We start from the raw sequence: 19401 nt of genomic DNA on the forward strand, positions 1-19401 counted from the left end.
CGGGAGGCTGCGGCGGCGCTCCGCGCCGTACCGCCAAATAGGCATCACCTATCGCCCAGCGAGTCACAGAGCGGACGATTTCGCAGCTTACTCGGGGGCCGTCCCGGCGGGCAGCGCGGCGCTCGTCGTCGTCCTCGGCATCGGTATAGCGGTGCGCAGCCTCGGAGCGTTCTGATGACCGGCGTCGGCGCAAAAGCGTACGATCCGGGCAGTGCGAGCGGGGAGTGCCCAGTGCCATTGCTGCGAAGACCCGGGGCGGCGTCGCGTGAGCGCACGTCCGAGCTCGACCGGCTGCTCGGCCGGGTCGCCGCCGGCGACACGGCGGCGTTCGAGCGGATGTACGACGAGGTCGCGGGGGCGGTGTACGGCCTGATCCTCCGCGTCGTCCGCGACGCCGCCCACGCCGAGGAGGTCGCTCAGGAGGTGCTGATCGAGGTCTGGCGTTCGGCGCCCCGGTACGACCCCTCACGCGGCGGCGCCATGGCCTGGATCATGACGATGGCGCACCGCCGTGCCGTCGACCGGGTGCGCTCCGAGCAGGCGGCGAGCGACCGCGCGGACCGCGCCGGGCGGCGCGAGATCACTCCGGCCCACGACGAGGTCGCCGAGAACGTCGAGAAACGCCTGGAGCACGAGCGGGTCCGCCGCTGCCTCGACACGCTCACGCCCCTGCAGCGCGAGTCCATCACCCTGGCCTACTACGAGGGATACTCCTACCGGGAGGTCGCCGACATGGTCGCCACTCCGCTCGGAACGGTGAAGACCCGGATGCGCGACGGCCTCATCCGCCTGCGGAACTGCCTGGGGGTCGCGTGATGAGCGATGACCTCCACCTGCTCGCCGCCGCCTACGCTCTCGACGCGGTGGCCGACGAGGACGAGCGGCGGCTCTTCGAAGCGCATCTGACGGGGTGCGCGTCCTGCGCCGCCGAGGTGCGCGGCTTCCGGACGACCGCGGTCCGGCTCGGCGCCGCCGCCGTGCGCACTCCGCCGCCGGGGCTGCGCGAGCGCGTGCTGGCCGAGATCCGCGAGGTGCCGCAGGCGTCTCCCGCGACGGCCGGAGCCGACGTGATCCCGCTGCGGTCCCGACGGCCCGGGAGGACGCGGTTCGCCGTCGCCCTCACGGCCGCGTGCCTCGTGGTCGCGGCCGTCTCGGTCGGGGTGGCACTGAACGCGCAGCGATCGGACCGGCCCGGGCCCGCGGATCGCACCGTGGCCGCGGTGCTCTCCGCGCCCGACGCCCGTACCGTGACCGGATCGGTCACCTCCGGCGGCACCGTCACCGTGGTGTTCTCCCGGTCCCGGGGCAGGGCGGTCCTCACGTCCTCCGGGTTGCGCTCGCTGCCGACGGAGAAGACGTACGAGATGTGGCTCATCGGCCCCCATGGCGTTCGCGCCGGGGGACTGGTCCGGCCCGGCGCCGACGGCCGCGTCCGCACGCTCGTGGCGGGCGTCCTGGCGGACGCGAACAAGGTCGGGCTGACCGTCGAGCCCGCCGCCGGCTCCCGGCAGCCGACCACCAGGCCCATCGCGCTCCTGGGCATCTGAGGGCGGTCGGCCGCGCGCCGGGAGCGGCCGGGGCCAGGGGCTGTTTCATGAGTCCGCTGCCGGCCGCGCTACGAGACCACGCCCTATCGGCGCCGCCGGATGAGGCGCCACAGGGTCAGCAGCAGGGCCAGGCCGACGATCAGGGGTGCGGCCCGCTTCAGGACGGACGGCCCGGCGACCTGCAGCAGGTCGATGGGCTCGGCCTCCGGCCTGCGGGACGGCGCGCCGGTGGCGGTCGCCCGCGCGGGCTCGGCCGGGGCGGCGGAAACCCCCCGCTCGGCGTCGCTCTCCTCCTTGGCGGCGGCCTGCCCGGACGGGAATCCCGTCCCGCGACCGTTCTGCGCGGGGACGCCGGTCGTGTCCTCGCCCGTACCGGGGGTGCCGCCGGTCTCGTCCCGGTCGGCGACCGCCTCCTCGGCCGTGGCGGCACCGGCGGCGTCCGTCGCGGCCCTGGCCTCGGCAGGAGCCTCGGTCCCCTCCGTCACGAGGGGCTCGGCACCGGTCGGCGCCTCGGCGCCCGCGGTCTTCTCGGCTCCCTCGGCGAGCTCGGCGGCGAGGTTGTCGGCGAACCGGCCGATCAGCTTGCCGCCGACCTCGCCGAGGATGCCCCGCCCGAACTGCGCCGGACGACCGGTGACGTTCAGCTTGGTGTGGACGGTGACACGCGTCCGGCCGTCCTCGTCGAACAGTTGTGCCTGGACCGTGGCGGAGGCGGTGCCCGGCCCTCGCGCCTCCTTGCCGGAGGCCTCGATCGTCACCGTACGATCGCTTTCGTCCCGGGACGCGATGCGGGCCGTGCCCCGGTAGGTGATGGTCATCGCGCCGAGACGCACCTTGAGGCGGCCGGTGAACTCGTCGGCGTCGGCCGCGTCCAGCGTCGCTCCGGGCATGCAGGGCGCGATGCGCTCCACGTCGAGCAGCACCCGCCACGCCTGGTCCACCGGCACCGGAACGGTGAACTCGTGGTCGAGTTCCATGCCTTGCCTCCTCGCGATCGGTGGTCTGCGGGTGACATTACGGCCGTGTTCGCCGCATACGCCAGCGAATAGGGCGAGACCGTCGTGATCACCGGTCCGGCGGACCCGTCGCTCCGCTCACCCGGGCGCGTTCCGGTGCATACCCGGGGTGAGCGGGGCGAACCTGCTGAGCGAACAGCGGATCAGTGCGTCGAGGTCCTAATGCTCATCCAACGACGCAGGCCAAGGGCACCCAGCCCTTGATGCCGCGGTAGTTGATGAGGTCCCACCTGTTGTCATTCTTCCAGCCGCAGAGCGAATAGTTTCCCGCGATGGTGACGATTGCACAGGGGTGGACCCTCTTCGCGCGCTTCCCCTTCGGAAGCAGGCCGAGGTATGTGCTCTTCACGTGTGCGGTCTTGCGGATCTTCACGCTCTCGTGCGCCTTCACCGTTTTCCGGGGAAACTCACACGCGACAGACGCGGTGCCGGAAGCCGGGTGGTTCGGCGTAACGGCTGCGGCTGAGGTGGCACCACCCGCGAGCAGGATTCCGGTGATGGCTGCGGCCGATGCCAAGCTCTTGTACCTCAAAAGACCTCCATGACTGAAGTGGTATTTCGGCCAGACCATATGAGTCTGTAGCGGTCAGACGCAATCGATCCCGACACGGTTCCAGCCGATATCCTGGTCGCCACCGACGAACCCACCAAAGCCGCGCACGCGGCGGCCACTACCGGCGACGCTGGGGCAAACACCTACCGCGCAATATCAGACGCCTGCGGCCGTCGCGAGGGCGCGGGCGGTCAGCACCTGCGCGAGATGCCGCCGGTACTCCGCGGACCCGTGCAGGTCGCTCGGCGGATTCGTGCCGTCGGGAGCGTCCCGGGCCGCGCTCTGGAACGCCTCGCGGGAGGCCGGGCCGTCCGCGACGGCCGTCTCCACGGCGTACGCCCGTACGGGCGTCGACCCCATGTTCGTCAGGCCGATCCGCGCGTGGGCGATCTCGCCGTCCGTGCGCCGGACGAGGCACGCGACCCCGACCACGGCCCACGCCTGCGCCGTACGGTGGAACTTCTCGTAGTGGAACCCCCAGCCGGTGTACGTCTTCGGCAGGCGTACCCCCAGAAGGATCTCGTCCGGCTCCAGCGCCGACGTCAGGTAGTCGGCGAAGAAATCACGGGCCGGGATCTCCCGGGCCGACGTCACGAACAGCCCGTCCATCGTGAGCACCACCGCCGGCAGGTCGCCCGCCGGGTCGGCGTGCGCGAGCGAGCCGCCGAAGGTCCCCCGGTGCCGGACGGCGGGGTCGGCGACGGTGGAGGTGGCCGCGGCGAGGAGCGGCGCGTGGGCCTGGACCAGCGGATCGCGCATCACCTCGTAGTGCGTGGCCATGGCCCCGACGACGATGGAGTCGCCGTCGTCGCGCACGCCGCGCAGCTCCGGCAGGCCGGAGACGTCGATGAGCACCTCGGGGTAGGCGAGGCGCAGGCGCAGGAGCGGCATCAGGCTCTGCCCGCCTGCCAGCACCTTGCCCTCCTCGTCCGCCTCACGCAGGGCCGTGACGGCGTCGTTCAGCGTGGACGGCCGCACGTAGTCGAACGGCGCCGGGATCATGCCGCACCTCCCGCCGAGCCGAGGCCGCCGCCCGCTCCGGGCTCGGGTGAGCCGCCGGGCGGTGCCTGTCCGCTCTGGGCCGCGCGCAGGGCCCGCCAGACGCGCTCCGGCGTGCACGGCATCGGCACGTCGTCCACGCCGTACGGGCGCAGCGCGTCGACGATCGCGTTGACCACGGCCGGCGTCGAGGCGATCGTCCCGGCCTCGCCGACGCCCTTGACGCCCAGCGGGTTGGTGGTCGCCGGTGTCTCCGTACGGTCGGTGGTGAACGTCGGCAGGTCGGCCGCCGAGGGCACCAGATAGTCGGCCATCGTGGTGGTGGTCAGGTTGCCGTCGGCGTCGTACACCGCCTCCTCGTACAGCGCCTGCGCGATGCCCTGAGCGAGGCCGCCGTGCACCTGCCCCTCGACGATCAGCGGGTTGACGACCTTCCCGACGTCGTCGACGGCGACGTACGAGCGGATCTTGACGAATCCGGTCTCGGTGTCGACCTCGACCGCGCACAGGTGCGTGCCGTGGGGGAAGGAGAAGTTCTCCGGGTCGTGGGTGGCCTCGGAGTCCAGGGACGGCTCGAACCCTTCGGGCAGGTCATGGGCGGCGAAGGCGGCGAGCGCGACCTCCTGCAGCGTACGGGCCTGGCCGGGCACGCCCTTGACCGAGAACGACCCGCCGGAGAACTCGAGGTCGCCTTCGTCGGCCTCCAGCAGGTGCGCGGCCATCCGCCGGGCCTTGTCGACGACCTTGTCGCAGGCGTTGTAGAGCGCGACCCCGCCGACCGCGAGCGAGCGCGAGCCGTAGGTGTCCATGCCCTTCGGTGAGACGCTCGTGTCGCCGTGCAGGACCCGGACGTCCTCGAAGGGCACGCCGAGCCGGTCCGCGGCGATCTGCGCCCACGCGGTCTCGTGCCCCTGGCCGTGCGCGGACGACCCGGTCACCACCTCCACCTTGCCCGAGGGCAGGACCCGTACGGACGCGTGCTCCCAGCCGCCGGCGCCGTACGACAGGGAACCGAGGACCCGCGAGGGCGCCAGCCCGCACATCTCGGTGAAGGTGGACACGCCGATGCCGAGCTGGACGGGGTCGCCCCGGTCGCGCCGGTCGGCCTGTTCGGCGCGCAGCTTGTCGTAGTCGAACAGCCGCATCGCCTTCTCGGTGGCCGCCTCGTAGTTGCCGGAGTCGTACGTCAGCCCGGAGATCGTGTCGTACGGGAACTCCTCGTGCGCGATCCAGTTGCGCCGGCGTACCTCCAGCGGGTCCAGGCCGAGCTCGGCGGCCAGCTCGTCCATCATCCGCTCGATGCCGAAGGTCGCCTCGGGCCGGCCCGCACCCCGGTACGCGTCGGTCGGCGTCTTGTTCGTGAACACGCCGGTGCAGCGGAAGGAGTACGCGTCCATCTTGTAGATGCCGTTGAACATGAACGCGCCGAGCAGGGGGATGCCGGGGGTGACGAGCATCAGGTAGGCGCCCATGTCGGCGAGCAGGTCGACCTTCAGCCCGCGGATCCGGCCGTCGCGGTCGGCGGCGAGGGACAGGCGCTGGATCTGGTCGCGGCCGTGGTGCACGGCCATGTTGCCCTCGCTGCGCGACTCGGTCCACTTGACCGGGCGGCCGAGGCGCCTGGCCAGCAGCAGGCAGACGACCTCCTCGCCGTACACCTGCAGTTTCGAGCCGAACCCGCCGCCGACGTCGGGCGCGATGACCCGCAGCCGGTGCTCGGGGATGCCGGTGACCGTGGCGAGCATCAGCCGCAGGATGTGGGGGATCTGTGTGGCCGACCACAGGGTGTACTCGTCGCCGACGGCCGAGCAGACGACGGCGCGGGGCTCCATCGCGGTCGGGATCAGGCGTTGCTGGACGTACCGGCGCTCGATCACGACGGGCGCGTCCCGGAACGCCGCGTCCGGTTCGCCCGCCTCGAAGACCCAGGTATAGCTCGTGTTCGTGCCCTTGTCGGCGTGGACGAGGCCGGTGCCCTCCTCGATCGCGCGTTCCATGTCGACGACGGCCGGCAGCGGCTCGTAGTCGATGTCGATGGCCTCCAGCGCGTCGACGGCGGCGTACCGGTCCCGGGCGACGACGGCGGCCACCGGCTCGCCGACGTAACGGACCTCGTCGACCGCCACGGGCGGGTGGTCGGGCAGCACCATGTCCTCGGTGACCGGCCATGCGCAGGGCAGACTGCCCTGTTCGCCGGCGAGGTCGGCCCCGGTGACGACGGCGATCACGCCCGGCCGCCTGCGGGCGTCCTCGGCGTCGATCCGGGTGATCCGGGCGTGGCTGATCGGGCTGCGCAGGAACGCCACGTGCAGCAGGCCGGGCAGCTGGATGTTGTCGGTCCAGGTGGTCCGCCCGGTGATCAGCCGGGCGTCCTCCGTGCGCAGGCGGGCCCGGCCGACCTCCGCCGTCGCGTCCGGTGTGCTCGGCGTGACCTGCTCGGCGACCGCCTCCGGAGCGATCTCACTCATGCGGCCTCCTTCGTCGGAGGAGTGACCGGGCGCACTGTGCTTTCGATCCGCTCGCTCGGCTCGTTCATGCGGCCTCCTTCGTCGGAGGAGTGACCAGGCGCGCCGTGTTTTCGATTCGCTCGTTTCGCTCGCTCATGAGCGCGCCTCCTCCGGCCGCTCGGCCTGCCGCATGCCGTCCGCGGCCCGGCGGACGGCGCGGACGATGTTCTGGTAGCCGGTGCAGCGGCACAGGTTGCCCTCGAGCCCGGCGCGGATCTCCTCGTCGGACGGATCGGCGTTGTCCCGCAGCAGGTCGAGCGCGGCCATGATCATGCCGGGGGTGCAGTAGCCGCACTGCAGCGCGTGCTCCTCATGGAACGCCCGCTGCATCGGATGCAGGTCCTGTCCGTCGCCCAGGCCCTCGACGGTGGTGATCTCGTGGCCGTCCGCCTGTACGGCGAGGACGGAGCAGCTCTTGACGCTGAGGCCGTCCATTAGGACGGTGCAGGCCCCGCAGTTGGACGTGTCGCAGCCGATGGGGGTGCCCACCTTGCCCAGCCGGTCGCGGAGGTAGTGCGTGAGCAAGAGGCGCGCCTCGACCTCGTCCTCGTATCTGACGCCGTCGACGTCCACCGACACATGCGGCATTCGTCCTCCCAGGTCTGTTTCGGATATGGGTGGTCCGCGGGAGGGTCCGAGCGCCGTCGTGCGGCCCGTGACCGGCGCGCTCTCCTCAGTGAGGGGCGTCGTCGGCCGGGCCCGGCCGCTCAGGGCCGTCGGCCCGCACTCGTCCGGGCGGCGGCGCTCGACGCGCCGCCGCCGATCGGGCACCGGACCCCGTCCCGCGGGCGTCAGTCCTGGTTGAACTGGTGGTGGGTGTTCACCTTGTGGCTGCGCCGGGCGCCCTCACGGTGCCTGCGGCGGATCTTGGCGGCGGCTCGTCTGATGCGTTTCGCACGGCTACGCGACATCGCTGGCTCCAGTGGCAGGAGGCGTGTTTTTCAACGTAAGCCCGGAATGACGGGTTAGGCCAGAGGGGTGACAAAACCTGGACACGGGGTTGACCGTGCCTCGGCACCCAAGTGATGTTCGTGGCGGCGTCCTCGGCGGGCACCGCCACGAACATCACGGGCGGACATGCCCGCCGCGCGGGACGCGTCCGCCCCGTCAGTAGCGCTCGTGGGGGACCTCTCCCACGATCACGATGACCGAGTTCGCACTGCGGGCTGACGACCTCGCCGACCCGGTCGGTGGGCTTCACACTGCTCGCGGACGCCTCGTCTTCCGTGAAGCCGCCCCCGTCCCCGAGGGACGTGCTGCGGCGGTAGCCGGCGACGGACAGATGGTGCTGACGCAGCAGCGCCATCACCTCCGCCAGCGTGTGCCCCTCGATCCGGGCGCCCTGAAGGGCCTCTCCCTTGGCCGTCACATCACCCCGGCCGCCGTCCCGGTCGTAGACCTCGCCGGGCCTGGCCCTGCGGCCGAGCAGCACTTTGATCGGGATCCGCGGGTTGGTCGTGGAGATCTGCAGGCCGAGTGGGCATTCGTGCGGCGCGGTGTAGCACTTGACGGGGTAGTCGTCGACGCTCGTGTCGCCCCCGTCGTCCTTCGGTCCCTTCGGGGAATCACCGACCGATACCCCGAGGAGCCGTCCCGCCAGCGACGGTGAGGCCGGCACGACCGACAGGTCGACGGTCAGCCCGGCCTTCCGGAGCTCCTTGGCGTACTCCCGGCGATCGGCGAAGGCGTCGTTGACGAGGACCGTGTAGACCTTGCCCCGGTGCTGGATGGCCAGAACCGCACTGACGTTCCGGGTCTTCGGGTCGTGCCGGCTCGGGTCGTGCGGGCCGCCCAGGCCGATCCCGATGACGGCGCCGATCGCCAGGGCGGCCGCCGTCGCGCTCAGGACCAGGCGCCGTGGAAATCGGCGCGCGGGCGCCGTCCGGCCGGTGGCCGCGGTGACCTGATCGAGCAGCGCTCGCGCGGCCGGGCGATGGCGGGCCCCGGCCAGGTCGCCGTCCCGTACGCGGGCGAGCCGGCCGACCAGTTCGTCGATGTCGTTCACAGCGACCTCCCCTCGGTCAGCGGGGCGGTCGCACCGGACCGTCCCGGTGGAACCTCCACACCGGCGTCCGCCAGCGTGCGTGCCAGGCGCTTGCGCGCACGGTGCAGCCGGACGTGCACGGCGCCCCGCGAGCAGCCGAGGACCCGCGCGATCTCGCCGTGGTCCAGGTCTTCCCACAGCACCAGCGACAGCGTTCACGGTCGCGGTCGGACAGCGTCCGGAACGCCTGCCCGACGGCCCGCAGGTCCGGCCGGTCCTCCGGGGACGGCACCGCGCCGTACAACTGCGCGAGCTCCTCATGGAGCGGGAGGTTCCGCGCCCGGCGGCGCTGCTCGCCTCGCCGATGGTTGGCCAGGACCTTCCGCGCCACGGCGTACAGCCAGAGCCGCGCCTCATCACCGGCCGGCAGCTTGTCGATCTTCCGCCAGGCGATCGTGTACGTCTCGGCCACCGCGTCGGCGGCGTCCTCGGGGGAGTCGCACCGGCGCGTGGCGTAGCCCAGGATCGTTCGTACGTGTCCATGTAGACGGCCTCGAACCGGGCCCGTCGGTCATCTGCCACGGGGGACCCTCACGTCGGCCTCCTTCGCTGGTCGGGATGTGATCACCCCTTCCATGTCGGGAGCGCCGCCGGCCTTACACCTCGGGGTCACGGCCTGCACCGCGGCGGTCGTCCGCGTGTCGTGACGGCGGCTCGCGGGACACGACCGCCGGATTCAGGCTGCTCGGCGGGTCGGCACGTGGCAGCTGATCATTGACACGGTGATCTGGTCTGTCAGGATCCTCCCTGGCACCCCGGAGTCGAACAACCCACCGGCGCGGAGCACCCAGGCGGTGAACCGCGATCCTGAGGCTGTTCCGGCCCGGACCAGCAGGAGGCGGCCTCCAACGGGCTTTCGCGGAAGGATTCCGGATCGTCTAAAACGCTGGCATTGTGTTCCTTCGTCGCGTTTGAACGGGGGGAGGGATTTTGACCAGTGTCGAGGAGCGGGTCGCCGATGATCCGGGCCCGGTGGTGGTGGACGGGGACGGACCCGGCCGCCTGAGCCGTGGCCTGGGGTTCGCCCGCCGGCACCGCGTCTTCCTCGCCGTCCTAGTCCCCGCGGTGGCGCTGCGCCTGATCACGATGCTCGGCTATCGCGGCGCGCTGTGGTTCCCCGACTCCTACGACTACGTCAGCGGGGCGGTATCCCTCACGCCCAACCTCATCCGCCCCAGCGGCTACTCCCTCTTCCTCTGGCTGCTGTCCCCGTTCCACAGCCTGACCCTCGTCGTGCTCGTGCAGCACGCGATGGGCGTCGCGGTCGGCGTCATGGTGTACGCGCTGCTGCGCCACCGCTTCGGGCTGCCCGCCTGGGCGGCGTCCGCCGCGGCGGTCCCCGCGCTGTTCGACGCCTTCGGCATCCAGCTCGAACACCTCATCCTGTCCGACTCGCTGTTCACCTTCCTGGTGACGCTGGCGGTGACCCTCGCCCTGTGGCGGAGGGCGCCGAGCACCCGGCGGACGGCCGCCGTCTGCCTGCTCGTCGGTCTCGCCGCGGTCACCCGCTCGGTGGGACTCCCGGTGCTCGTCCTGGTCCTGGCCTGGCTGGCCGTACGCCGGGCCGGTCTGCGCGCCATCGCCGCCGGACTGGTGGCCGGGCTGCTGCCCGTCGTGCTGTACGCCGGGTGGTTCTCCTCGCGTACGCACCAGTTCGGGCTCACGTACAGCACAGGGATCTTCCTCTACAGCAGGACCATCCCGTTCGCCGACTGCCGGAAGATCAAGCCACCGGTCGACGAGCTGCCGCTGTGCATCGACACGCCTCCGGCGAAGCGCGGGCGGTCGCAGTTCTACATCTGGGGCCGGACCTCGCCGTTCCACCGGCTCGGCGCGCGCAAGTTCACGCCCGACATCGAGGGCCGGGCGGGCGACTTCGCCAAGCGGGCGATCATCGCCCAGCCGGGCGACTACGCCGAGACGGTGGCCTCCGACCTGCTGCGGACGTTCCGCTGGCACCACCCGCCGTTCCCGGAGCCCACCACCTACGGCTACTACCTCTTCCAGGTCCACCCGCCGCAGCCGCCGCCCGTCGCGGTGGCGAGGATGCGGCCGTACGACCCGGGACACCTGAATACGAAGGTCGTCCGGCCGTACGCCGGGATCATGCGGGCCTACCAGCGCTACTTCTTCCTGCGCGGCACGATGTTCGGCCTGATCCTCCTCGTGGGGCTGGGCGCGCTGCTGCGCCGGCGGTGGGAGGCGCTGCTGCCCTGGACCGTGGCGGTCGCCGCCATCGTCGTGCCGCCGACCACCGCCGAGTTCGACTACCGCTACGTCATCCCCGCGGTCCCCGCCGCCTGCATCGCCGCCGCCCTCGCCCTCACCCGGCGAGACGGCGACACGGATGACGCCAACCGGAGCGACGGGTCCTCGTGGTGTGATGTGCCGACCAGAGTCGGCGGTGGTCGAACGACTCGGCCATCGCTCGGCATCCAACCAAGGATGCCCCGGCGGCGGAGGCGGCATGAGCCGGGTCAGACGGGTCCACTATGCGACGAGTGCAGGTCAGTGGAGCTCGTAGCGCATCTCGTAGTCGCCCACCTTCAGGCCGGCCGTGACACCCGTGACGTGGGCGTAACGAGCGCCCCCGTCTGCTGGTGCACGTCGGTCTGGACCTTGGTGATCGCATCCTTGGCGCTGTCGGTCTAGACGCGCGCGGGCCAACATGGCAACGGCTCGGGCGACTACCTGGCCCCCGACACGCAGCGCGCGCCGGGGGCCAGTGACTTGGCTAGCTGGGCTGCTCGTCCTCGTCGGGGATCTCCTCGGTGAAGATCTCGACCAGGTTGCCGCCTACGTTGTAGGAGGCCTCGAGGGTCCTGTCCTCGCCGCTGGTGGAGGGCTCGTTACTGGACATTTTTGCCCCTTTTCGGTTCGCCTAGTTTTTGTCCCTGCCACGAATGGCGGGGACGGTCCGGTCTCTGATGGCCGAAACCGAGTAGGACTGTCCAACGCTGCGGAGATCCGGCAAGTAATGATGGTCCGCAAGACGGAACCGGATCGCATGCAAGTCGTCGCCGCACACACCCAGACCGGGACTGTACGGTCAACGGTTTGCGCCGTGAGGCGCTGTGATTCGTGTGCGGGTGTGAGACCCGCGGGGACGGCGCGGGTCCGGCAAACGAGACGGGAAGGTGGACGCGAAGAACCAGCGGTGTAAAGCCCCTCAAGACCTCCGTCAGCTCAAACCCGGTGGATGCGGGCTGGATCGCGGTGCGCATCGCCCGTAAGGGTGGAAGCTCTTGCTACTTCTTCCTGCGTGGCACGGTGTTCGGCCTGATCCTCCTCGTGGGGCTGGGCGCGCTGGTGCGCCGGCGGTGGGAGGCGCTGCTGCCCTGGACCGTGGCGGTCGCCGCCATCGTCGTGCCCCCGACCACCGCCGAGTTCGACTACCGCTACGTCATCCCCGCGGTCCCCGCCGCCTGCGTCGCCGCCGCTCTCGCCTTCACCCGCCGCGACCCCGCCGAAGGGGCACCGGCCGCCGCAGCCGCGTCGGCCGACGGTGGCCCGCCATGCCGGGACGGGAAGGCAGAGGCGTAGGCCGTCCCGGTCGTACGCGGGTCCCGGGGCTGACTGGAGAGGCGTAGGCGCTCCTGGCCGCAGCACGTGGTCCCGCCTGCACACAAACGACCTATCGATCTTCCATTCGCCCAGGAACCTGTGATCGTCGACTCGCATTTGTGTGCGGACGGACCTCCGCACCGCCCGTGGTCACCTCGGACGATCACGCTGCGGCGGTCGGCCGAGCGAAATGCTCGGCGAAGGGTCGGCGTGTCCGGCGGTCTGACGTGTTTTGTCGGTGCCTATCGCAACGGTTGCCGAGCGTTCGGTACGCCTGCCGTCCGCTCACCCGGCGCCAACCGCGAGAGGGCGTCGCGGCCCCCGGCCGATTCGTGTGGCCACTGCCGGGGGACGCGGCACATCTAGGGCTCCGCCCGGTCGGGGCGGAACTGCCGGTCGTAGAGCTCGATGCTCTTGCGCGCGGCCTCGGGATACCGCCGTACGAGCCGGTCGAGCTGCGTCAGCTCGACGGCCTGGGACACTCCCTGCGAACCGATCGAGTCCAGGGTCGCGAGGAATTCGTTGACCGAGCGCATGAGCTCGTCCGGCGAGGTCATTTCCGAGGTGGGAGTGGAACGGAGACGACCTTCTTGATCAGCTCCACGGCCTTTTCGATCTCTTCCGCGCCGCAGATCGGCTTGTCCCAGGACCACCACCAGCAGAGCCTTTCGTTGTGGTCCGGTTTCGCCGTGACGATCTCGGCGAGGTGATTGCTGGTCCCCGGAGCGTGAACGTAGACCCGTGTCGGTCCCTGCTGCTGGGCGTCCAGCCCGGCCTGCTGGCAGGCGATGGTGAGTTTTCCGGCGAGTTCGTGAACGTCTTCGGCGGTGTTGATGGTCATTGTGACTCCCTGTTGTCGTTCGACTCCACAGATTGACTGAGAAGTCGTACGCTGGGAGCCCCCAACGCGTGGAGCACGAGGAGACAAGAGGCACGTCCCGCGTTTGTACGGAAGGTGTACGGCCAATGTCGGGAAACCACATGACGGCGCGGCAGTTCGTCGGCAGGGAGATCCGCCACGCCCGCGAATCCAAGCAGCTCACCCGTGCCGAACTGGCGAAGACCTTCCCGGTATCCGAATCCCTCGTCGCATCCTGGGAAACCGGACGTCTTATCCCGAAAACGGAATATATTCCTCACCTAACGGGCATTTTGGGCCTACCGGATGTAATCCTGCGTATACTCGATGATCTGGTCAGTAGGGAGGTCGCACCGGAGTGGCTCGACAAGTGGACCAGAGTGGAATGCGAAGCCACGACGTTGCTCTGGTACGAGTCGACGGTCATTCCCGGACTCCTGCAGACGGAGGAGTACGCGCGTGCGGTGCTCCGCCTCGGGAAGCCGTCTCCCCTTGATCTTGAGGGGCAGGTGAGTACACGGCTGGCAAGGCAGAAGGCTCTGACGCGCGAAGATCCCCCGCTCTACCACGCCGTACTCGACGAGGCGGTGATCAGGCGGCCGGTAGGCAGTCCGAAGACGATGCGTGATCAATTAATTCGGCTGGTCGAGCTCTCGGAACGAGACGAGGTCATCATTCAGGTGATCCCCTTCGAGGTCGGGGCGCACGCTGGATTCGCCGGACCGATCGTTCTCGCGAGTATCAACGGCGCCGAGGTCGCGTATGTGGACAATGCGCTCCGCGGGGAAGTGGTAGAAAAACCGGAAGACGTCGCGGCGATCCGGCGACTCTGGCAGATGCTGAGCGCCAAGGCGCTGCATGAAGACGCATCGATCGAGCTCATCACGAAGGCAGCACACGAATGGGTAACCTGAGCTGGCGCAAGTCGACGCGAAGCAGTAACAACGGTGGCGCTTGCGTCGAGGTCGCCGTTGCCGAGAAGAGCAGCGAGTAGTAAACCCCCCTGACGTCCCCCGTCCTTGCTTACCGGAGCCAAGGGCGGGGGACTCTTTGTGTCGCAGGTTCAGCGCCGGCGGACGAGGAGGGGCTGGGCGACGGTTCCGAGTTGGCCGTCGGGGTCCGACAGGGTGGCGTGGGTGAGGCCGAGGCCGTCGTCGGACAGGTCGGTGCGGCAGTCCAGGTGCACCCAGTCGCCATCCGGGTGGCGCAGCAGGGTGGTCGTCATTGTGGGCGGGATGGACAGCCACTGCTGGAGAGGAAGAGTCGCCGACAGGCCGTTGGCGGAGTCGGCGACGATCAGCGTGCGGGCCAGGCCGGTCAGCTTCTGTCCCGCGATCAACGGGAGGCGGACGCGGGTCCAGGCCTGCGCCCGGCCGAGGGTGTCGTAGCCGCCCTGCGTGTAGCGCCATTCGATGGCCTGCCCGTAGCCCCAGTCGGTCAGGCCGTGGAAGTAGTCCTGCTCGGCCCGGGCCGGCGGCAGCGGAGGCGGTGCGACCTGCTCGGTCTGTGCGGGAGGAGTCGGCCCCGTCGCGATGTGCCAGGCGCGGGCGGTGACCGCCACCCGCCCGTCGACGATCATGTGTGCCTCGGTGAGGCGGACCTGCCGGCCGGGCCGCAGCGGGGTGACCTCGATGCGGGCGCGGCGGCGCGGGATGGGGGCGAGGAAGTCCACCGAGATCCGGGCCATCCGCATGCCGGGCGCGACCGTGGCATCGATGGTGTGAGCCAGCAGCGCGGTGGGGGGCCCGCCATGCTGCGCGTCGCGGTCCCAGGGGCTTTCGGTGGCGCGCGTCGGCTCATAGACGTCGTCGTCGGCAGGCAGGTAGAAGGCCTCGGGCTGATCGCTCATGGAACGCTCCTCGGGCAGGGGACTGCGTCGTGCCGAACCCCCGACATCCCTCGCCTTCGGTGTGGCGGGTCGTCTCGAGGTGAGCGTAACGCTCGGCAAAACGCCGATTCGCATGGCGTCTTGAGGTGATCCGTCCCGGTTTGTCGGTGCGGTTGCCGAGCCTTCCGCACGCGCCGGCGAGGCCGTTCAGCCGCACCACCGGGGGTGCGCTCCCTCGATGGGCGGCCGGTCGCGCGCTGGGGCGCGATTCGTCGCGGAAGCAGACGGAACGCTCGGTGAAGGAACGATCCGCGAAATGATCCTGGGCGCTGTGTCCCGGCCTCGCCCTGCGATTGCCGAGCATTCCGCTCGCCGGCGGGTCGGCGCGTCCGGTGGGAAACCTGAGGTCGCTTTTCCGCCAGCGGTCGGCGGCGCCGTGCGGCAAGGTCATCCTCGGTCGATGCCGCGAAGATCGAGGACGGGGAGCATGCACAAGGTCGCCGAGCTGAAGGTGCTCTACTTCGGGACTCCGGTGGTCCTGATCGGCTCACGGAACGAGGACGGCTCCGCCAATCTCGCGCCGATGTCGTCCGCGTGGTGGCTGGGTGACCGCTGCATGCTGGGTCTCGGCAACAGCGGACAGACGACGGCGAATCTCCGGCGTGAGCGTGAGTGCGTGCTGAACCTCGCGTCCTCGGTGATGGTCGACGCGGTCGACCGGCTCGCGCTGCTCACCGGGAAGCCCGAGGTCCCGGAATACAAGCGACGGCAGGGTTACCGCCATGAGCGGGACAAGTTCGGGGTGGCGGAGCTGACCGAGCAGCCCGCCGATCTGGTGCTGGCACCGCGCGTCGCCGAGTGCCCGATCCAGCTGGAGTGCGTGGTCGAGGCGATCCACCCGTTCGAGGGTCCGGATCTCAATGCGACGGCGTTCCACGTGAGGGTCGTCCGCAGCCACATCGAGGAAGAGCTGATCATCCCGGGGACGCACTACGTCGACCCGCTGCGGTGGGATCCGCTGATCATGAAGTTCTGCGAGTTCTTCGGCGGCGGGGAGAACATCCACCCGTCGCGGCTCGCCGAGGGCTGGAACATGCCCCACCGGTCCGAGCGCGCCCTCGGCTGAGCGGCGGCAGCGTTGACTTTGGGATTATCGCCGTTCGCAGGGCCTTCCAAAGGGCGATAGTCCCAAAGTCAACGGCCGCGCGGGAGCACCGGACCGGCTGGGCCTCTCGGCCAGAGCGGGATGGGGGAAGTGCGGCGCGGCGTCGACCTGCGCCTCCGCCGTCCGGCGCAGTCGAGTTCCTTCCGCCGCACCTCGCGTGTCCGACGAGGCGGCGGCGGCGCGGCCACCGCGACCGTCTCGCCCCGGTGCGGCACCGGTCACCGCAGGTGGGCGGAAGCTTCGAGCCACGGGCCCTCGACCGACAAAGGCGTCGTCGTTGACTCTTTGCCGCCGCCGTGGACGTGCAGGTGACCGAATCGCCCGGGTTGGGACGTCAACAGCGACGGCAAGCACTCAGATGCGTTGCCCCACGCCGCCCGCGCCGCCGCCGAAACCGTCCGGGGTCCGTCACCGTCCGGGGCCCGTCACGGTCGGGGGTCCGTCACGGTCGGGGGTCCGTCACGGTCGGGGGTCCGTCACGGTCGGGGGTCCGTCGCCGTCCGGCGTCTGTTCGCCGCGCGCGTTCGCCGTTCGGTGTTCGGGACGGCGCGTGCGGTTGACGGCGCGTGCCGGGCGCCTGCACACTGGATTCCATGCCAGCGCGCCGGATCCCGACCGCCCTCGTGGCCTCTCGCCACGCGGTCGCCGCGCTGTGCCCTTCGTGTTGTTGTCGCTGACCCCGCTCAGACCGACTGTCAGCCTGCGGCATGCGCCGCGCCACGAAGGACTTCTCGGTGAATCTCTCCGTCATCCCGGATCTGACCATGCAGGGCGACGACAGCCCGTACTCCGCCGGTCCGACCGTCACGATCGGCCGCCTGGCCGGGCTCGTCCGTGAGCTCGCCGCACGCCCCGGCGACTGGTGGGACCTCGCCCGCTTCGACGGCGTGCCCGTACGGCTGCCGGGCGAGCAGGCGATCTGGCTGTCCGCGTGGCCTCCCGGGCATCGCGCCGCTCCCGCCGCCGATGTGCTCGCGGTTCTCGCCGGGGAGCTGTCCGAACGGACGATCACCGACCAGGGTGTCGCGGAGCGCGCGCTGCGGGCGAACCGCATCCGCGTGTACGGCGGCGGGCACCCCCGTGAGCTGGTGAACCCGGGCCCGGCGTACGCGCTCAGCCTGCACGCGACCGTCAGATGAGCGTTCGGTGAACACCGCGTCCGACCCGCTGCAACCCCGATATTCCGGCCTTAACGTCATGTTCCATGTCCCGCGTCCTTTCCTGGGTGATGCTGGGGGTGAGCATCGTCGCGATGGGCGCGGCGATGGTGCTCGGCACCTCGGCGGCCGTGCCGTACTTCGGACCGACCTGGCCGTTCCTGACGTTCGGGGGATCCCCGTCCTCGGCGACGGTCACGACCCTGACGTGGATCGCGGCGGTGAGCGCCGGAGCCGGAGTGCTGTCCGGGCTGTACGCCCTGCGCGGGGGCGCGTGGGTGAGCCCGCGCCGGCTGCTCGTCGCCGGGGCGGTCGTCGCCTGCGTCTACGCGCTGCTCCCGCCCACCGGCTCCGTCGACATGATGAACTACGCCATCTACGGGCGGATCACCGACCTGGGCCGGGACCCGTACGTCACGACGCCGCTGCGGCTCGCCCACACCGGTGACCCGGTCGGCCTGCTGCTGCCGAGCGGCTGGCAGCGGGTCCCCACCGTGTACGGGCCGGTCATGACGGCCATCCAGTGGTTCGCCGCGCACCTCGGCGGCAACTCGATGGCGCGGATCATCTTCGTCCTCAAGTGGGCCAACGCGGCGGCGTTCATCGGGACCGGGATCATCCTCGACCGGATGACCGGCCCCGACCCGGTCCGCCGGCTCCGTGCGTGCCTGCTGTGGACGGCCAACCCGCTCATCCTGTTCTGGATGGTCGGCAGCGGCCACGCGGACGCCTTCGCGGTGTTCTTCCTCGTCGCCGCGCTGTACGCGGCGCGGCGCTCGGCGTTCGCGGGCGGGCTGCTCGGCGGGGCGGCGGTCGCCGTGAAGGCGTCGTTCCTCTTCCCCGCCGCGGGGCTGGTGATCGCCGCCTGGCTGTCCCCGGCGAGGTACCGGCGCGCGGTGGCGACCGTGGTCGGTCTCCTCCTGGTCGCCGGTGGCGGCTACCTGCTGGCCGGGCCGGCGGCGCTCCACTCGCTCAATGCCCGGCTCGGCCGGAAGAAGGACCGGTACCTGCCGGTCCCGCAGTTCATCCTGACCCACCACGGCCTGTACATGGTGTGGATGGCCGCGCTCGCGGTCGCGCTGACGGCGTTCCTGTGGTGGCGGTCGGGCCTGCCCTTCGCGCTGTGGCGGCGGCCGTCCCCGGAGACGCAGCGGCTGCCGCTCGACGTGCTGCCCGTGGCCGTGCTGGCGTTCGGCACCACGCTGGTCTCGCCGCTGCAGTACCCCTGGTACGACGCCATGCTGCTGCCGATGCTGGCCCTGCTGCCGTACCGCCGGATGGACTGGACGGTCATCGTCCGCGGCGTCATGCTCGGGGTGTTCACCCTCCCCGGCGTGCGTGTGAACGGGTACCAGCACCTCGGTGTGCGCTGGGCCAACCTGATCTGGCTCGCCGTGTTCGTCCTCGTCGTGTGGCGCGGGACCCGGCGCACCGCCGCCGACCCGCCCGCCCTCGCGGGGACGCCCGGCAAGCCCGCACCGATCTCGTCGCCCGGGCCGCCCTCGTCCGCATCGTCTCCCGCCCCGGCCGCCTGAGCCACCCGGCGCGCCCTCCCTCGGCGGCCGGCCGGTGTCCCGCCGGCTCGAAAGACGCCGGAGACCCAGGGCAGTCCGCCCCGGGTCTCGCCACCATGGCAAGGCGTGCCACAGCGTTCCGCGCCGAGTGTCCCGGGCGGGCGCCGGGCGTGCCACGGCGCGCGGCGATGCTCTACGGGCGGGGGGTGTAGTAGGCGGTCTGGCCGGTGAAGATCCAGTACGACCCCTTGCCGTCGCCCGCGACGTCGTGGCCGATGTGACCATGACCCCAGTACCTGCGCTTCTTCACGGGCTTCAGGGTCAGCTTGCAGTGGTACTCGACGTAGTCACGGTGACGAGTGATCTGCGCGCGGACCGCTTTGGTGATGTCGCACTCGTGCTTCGTGCCGCCGCCATTCCAGTTGACGAAGACTCCGATGACCACCTTCGCCGGCGCGCTGCGGGTCCTGTTGCGACTGTTGCACTTCGTGCCGCTCTTCACGTTGCACAGCAGGAGGTACCCGCTCATCTCCCCGGTGAGGTGGGCACCGTCGCCGTCCACGTCGATGCACGTCTCCGCGTTCACCCAGAGGGGGTCGGGGCCCTTCGGCACCGGGATGGTCTTCGACTTGGCGGTGCCGCACGGCG

The 19401-nt window shown here is 70.7% G+C and carries 21 protein-coding genes and 1 pseudogene; 9 read left to right on the plus strand and 13 right to left on the minus strand.

Going from position 1 to position 19401, the window contains the following annotated elements; all coding sequences use genetic code 11:
- Nucleotides 1-240 precede the first annotated feature (240 nt).
- The gene (gene sigK, locus NE236_RS06660; RefSeq protein WP_372494264.1) at nt 241-816 is read left to right on the plus strand and encodes an ECF RNA polymerase sigma factor SigK; all 576 of its coding nucleotides are present in this window, start codon (nt 241-243) and stop codon (nt 814-816) included.
- Nucleotides 816-1547, plus strand: coding sequence for an anti-sigma factor (locus tag NE236_RS06665; protein ID WP_252840916.1), 732 nt, complete (start codon nt 816-818; stop codon nt 1545-1547). Before sigK ends, NE236_RS06665 begins: the two co-directional genes overlap by 1 nt.
- 83 nt (nt 1548-1630) lie before the next feature.
- Here the strand turns inward: NE236_RS06665 and NE236_RS06670 are convergent, their stop codons facing one another.
- The 8 genes and pseudogenes from NE236_RS06670 to NE236_RS06705 all read right to left on the minus strand — a co-directional run.
- Complete coding sequence (locus tag NE236_RS06670) at nt 1631-2524, minus strand: SRPBCC family protein (RefSeq protein ID WP_252840917.1); 894 nt, start codon at nt 2522-2524, stop codon at nt 1631-1633.
- A 205-nt stretch (nt 2525-2729) separates the two neighbouring features.
- On the minus strand, nt 2730-3095 hold the full coding sequence (locus NE236_RS06675) for a hypothetical protein (RefSeq protein WP_252840918.1): 366 nt from the start codon (nt 3093-3095) through the stop codon (nt 2730-2732).
- A 177-nt stretch (nt 3096-3272) separates the two neighbouring features.
- Nucleotides 3273-4118 carry an FAD binding domain-containing protein gene (locus NE236_RS06680; RefSeq protein WP_252840919.1) on the minus strand — a complete coding sequence of 282 codons (846 nt, stop codon included), beginning with the start codon at nt 4116-4118 and terminating at the stop codon, nt 3273-3275.
- The gene (locus NE236_RS06685) at nt 4115-6583 is read right to left on the minus strand and encodes a xanthine dehydrogenase family protein molybdopterin-binding subunit (protein WP_252840920.1); all 2469 of its coding nucleotides are present in this window, start codon (nt 6581-6583) and stop codon (nt 4115-4117) included. Before NE236_RS06685 ends, NE236_RS06680 begins: the two co-directional genes overlap by 4 nt.
- Nucleotides 6584-6715: 132 nt before the next feature.
- A complete protein-coding gene (locus tag NE236_RS06690; RefSeq protein ID WP_252840921.1) occupies nt 6716-7210 on the minus strand; it encodes a (2Fe-2S)-binding protein in 495 nt (164 codons plus the stop codon).
- Between the two features lie 232 nt (nt 7211-7442).
- Nucleotides 7443-8627, minus strand: a complete 1185-nt coding sequence (locus NE236_RS06695) for a hypothetical protein (protein WP_252840922.1) — start codon at nt 8625-8627, stop codon at nt 7443-7445.
- Complete coding sequence (locus NE236_RS06700) at nt 8624-8809, minus strand: RNA polymerase sigma factor (protein ID WP_252840923.1); 186 nt, start codon at nt 8807-8809, stop codon at nt 8624-8626. The genes NE236_RS06695 and NE236_RS06700 overlap by 4 nt, the downstream gene beginning before the upstream one ends.
- A gap of 200 nt (nt 8810-9009) precedes the next feature.
- Nucleotides 9010-9132: pseudogene (locus NE236_RS06705) on the minus strand (sigma factor); the annotation flags it as partial.
- Nucleotides 9133-9596: 464 nt separating this feature from the next.
- On the opposite strand from NE236_RS06705, the gene NE236_RS06710 reads away from it, so the two are divergent.
- Nucleotides 9597-11318: a hypothetical protein gene (locus NE236_RS06710; RefSeq protein ID WP_252840924.1), complete on the plus strand. Its 1722-nt coding sequence runs from the start codon at nt 9597-9599 to the stop codon at nt 11316-11318.
- 82 nt (nt 11319-11400) lie between these two features.
- Here NE236_RS06710 and NE236_RS43340 read toward each other — a convergent pair whose 3' ends face one another.
- Nucleotides 11401-11526: a hypothetical protein gene (locus tag NE236_RS43340; RefSeq protein ID WP_289849972.1), complete on the minus strand. Its 126-nt coding sequence runs from the start codon at nt 11524-11526 to the stop codon at nt 11401-11403.
- A gap of 335 nt (nt 11527-11861) precedes the next feature.
- Here NE236_RS43340 and NE236_RS06715 point away from each other — a divergent pair, with 335 nt between their 5' ends.
- Complete coding sequence (locus tag NE236_RS06715) at nt 11862-12209, plus strand: hypothetical protein (RefSeq protein ID WP_252840925.1); 348 nt, start codon at nt 11862-11864, stop codon at nt 12207-12209.
- A 383-nt stretch (nt 12210-12592) separates the two neighbouring features.
- Here NE236_RS06715 and NE236_RS06720 read toward each other — a convergent pair whose 3' ends face one another.
- Together NE236_RS06720 and NE236_RS06725 are read right to left on the minus strand one after the other, a co-directional pair.
- Entirely contained in the window at nt 12593-12787 is a 195-nt protein-coding gene (locus NE236_RS06720) for a hypothetical protein (protein ID WP_252840926.1), read from the minus strand.
- Entirely contained in the window at nt 12784-13071 is a 288-nt protein-coding gene (locus tag NE236_RS06725; protein WP_252840927.1) for a hypothetical protein, read from the minus strand. The genes NE236_RS06720 and NE236_RS06725 overlap by 4 nt, the downstream gene beginning before the upstream one ends.
- Before the next feature lie 125 nt (nt 13072-13196).
- Between NE236_RS06725 and NE236_RS06730 the strand changes: the two genes are divergently transcribed.
- A complete protein-coding gene (locus NE236_RS06730) occupies nt 13197-14003 on the plus strand; it encodes a helix-turn-helix domain-containing protein (protein ID WP_252840928.1) in 807 nt (268 codons plus the stop codon).
- A complete protein-coding gene (locus tag NE236_RS44990; RefSeq protein ID WP_372494252.1) occupies nt 13991-14083 on the plus strand; it encodes a DUF397 domain-containing protein in 93 nt (30 codons plus the stop codon). Before NE236_RS06730 ends, NE236_RS44990 begins: the two co-directional genes overlap by 13 nt.
- A 69-nt stretch (nt 14084-14152) precedes the next feature.
- Here NE236_RS44990 and NE236_RS06735 read toward each other — a convergent pair whose 3' ends face one another.
- Nucleotides 14153-14938, minus strand: a complete 786-nt coding sequence (locus NE236_RS06735; protein WP_252840929.1) for a thioesterase family protein — start codon at nt 14936-14938, stop codon at nt 14153-14155.
- A 466-nt stretch (nt 14939-15404) separates the two neighbouring features.
- On the opposite strand from NE236_RS06735, the gene NE236_RS06740 reads away from it, so the two are divergent.
- The 3 genes from NE236_RS06740 (at nt 15405) to NE236_RS06750 (ending at nt 18774) form a co-directional block, all read left to right on the plus strand.
- Nucleotides 15405-16043, plus strand: a complete 639-nt coding sequence (locus NE236_RS06740; RefSeq protein WP_252840930.1) for a flavin reductase family protein — start codon at nt 15405-15407, stop codon at nt 16041-16043.
- 773 nt (nt 16044-16816) lie between these two features.
- Nucleotides 16817-17221, plus strand: coding sequence for a cupin domain-containing protein (locus tag NE236_RS06745; protein ID WP_252840931.1), 405 nt, complete (start codon nt 16817-16819; stop codon nt 17219-17221).
- Between the two features lie 65 nt (nt 17222-17286).
- Nucleotides 17287-18774, plus strand: a complete 1488-nt coding sequence (locus NE236_RS06750) for an MptA/MptB family glycosyltransferase (RefSeq protein WP_252840932.1) — start codon at nt 17287-17289, stop codon at nt 18772-18774.
- Nucleotides 18775-18946: 172 nt separating this feature from the next.
- Here NE236_RS06750 and NE236_RS06755 read toward each other — a convergent pair whose 3' ends face one another.
- The gene (locus NE236_RS06755; RefSeq protein WP_252840933.1) at nt 18947-19366 is read right to left on the minus strand and encodes a hypothetical protein; all 420 of its coding nucleotides are present in this window, start codon (nt 19364-19366) and stop codon (nt 18947-18949) included.
- Nucleotides 19367-19401: the final 35 nt, after the last annotated feature.

Source organism: Actinoallomurus purpureus (genome assembly GCF_024055795.1).
GTDB lineage: Bacteria > Actinomycetota > Actinomycetes > Streptosporangiales > Streptosporangiaceae > Actinoallomurus > Actinoallomurus purpureus.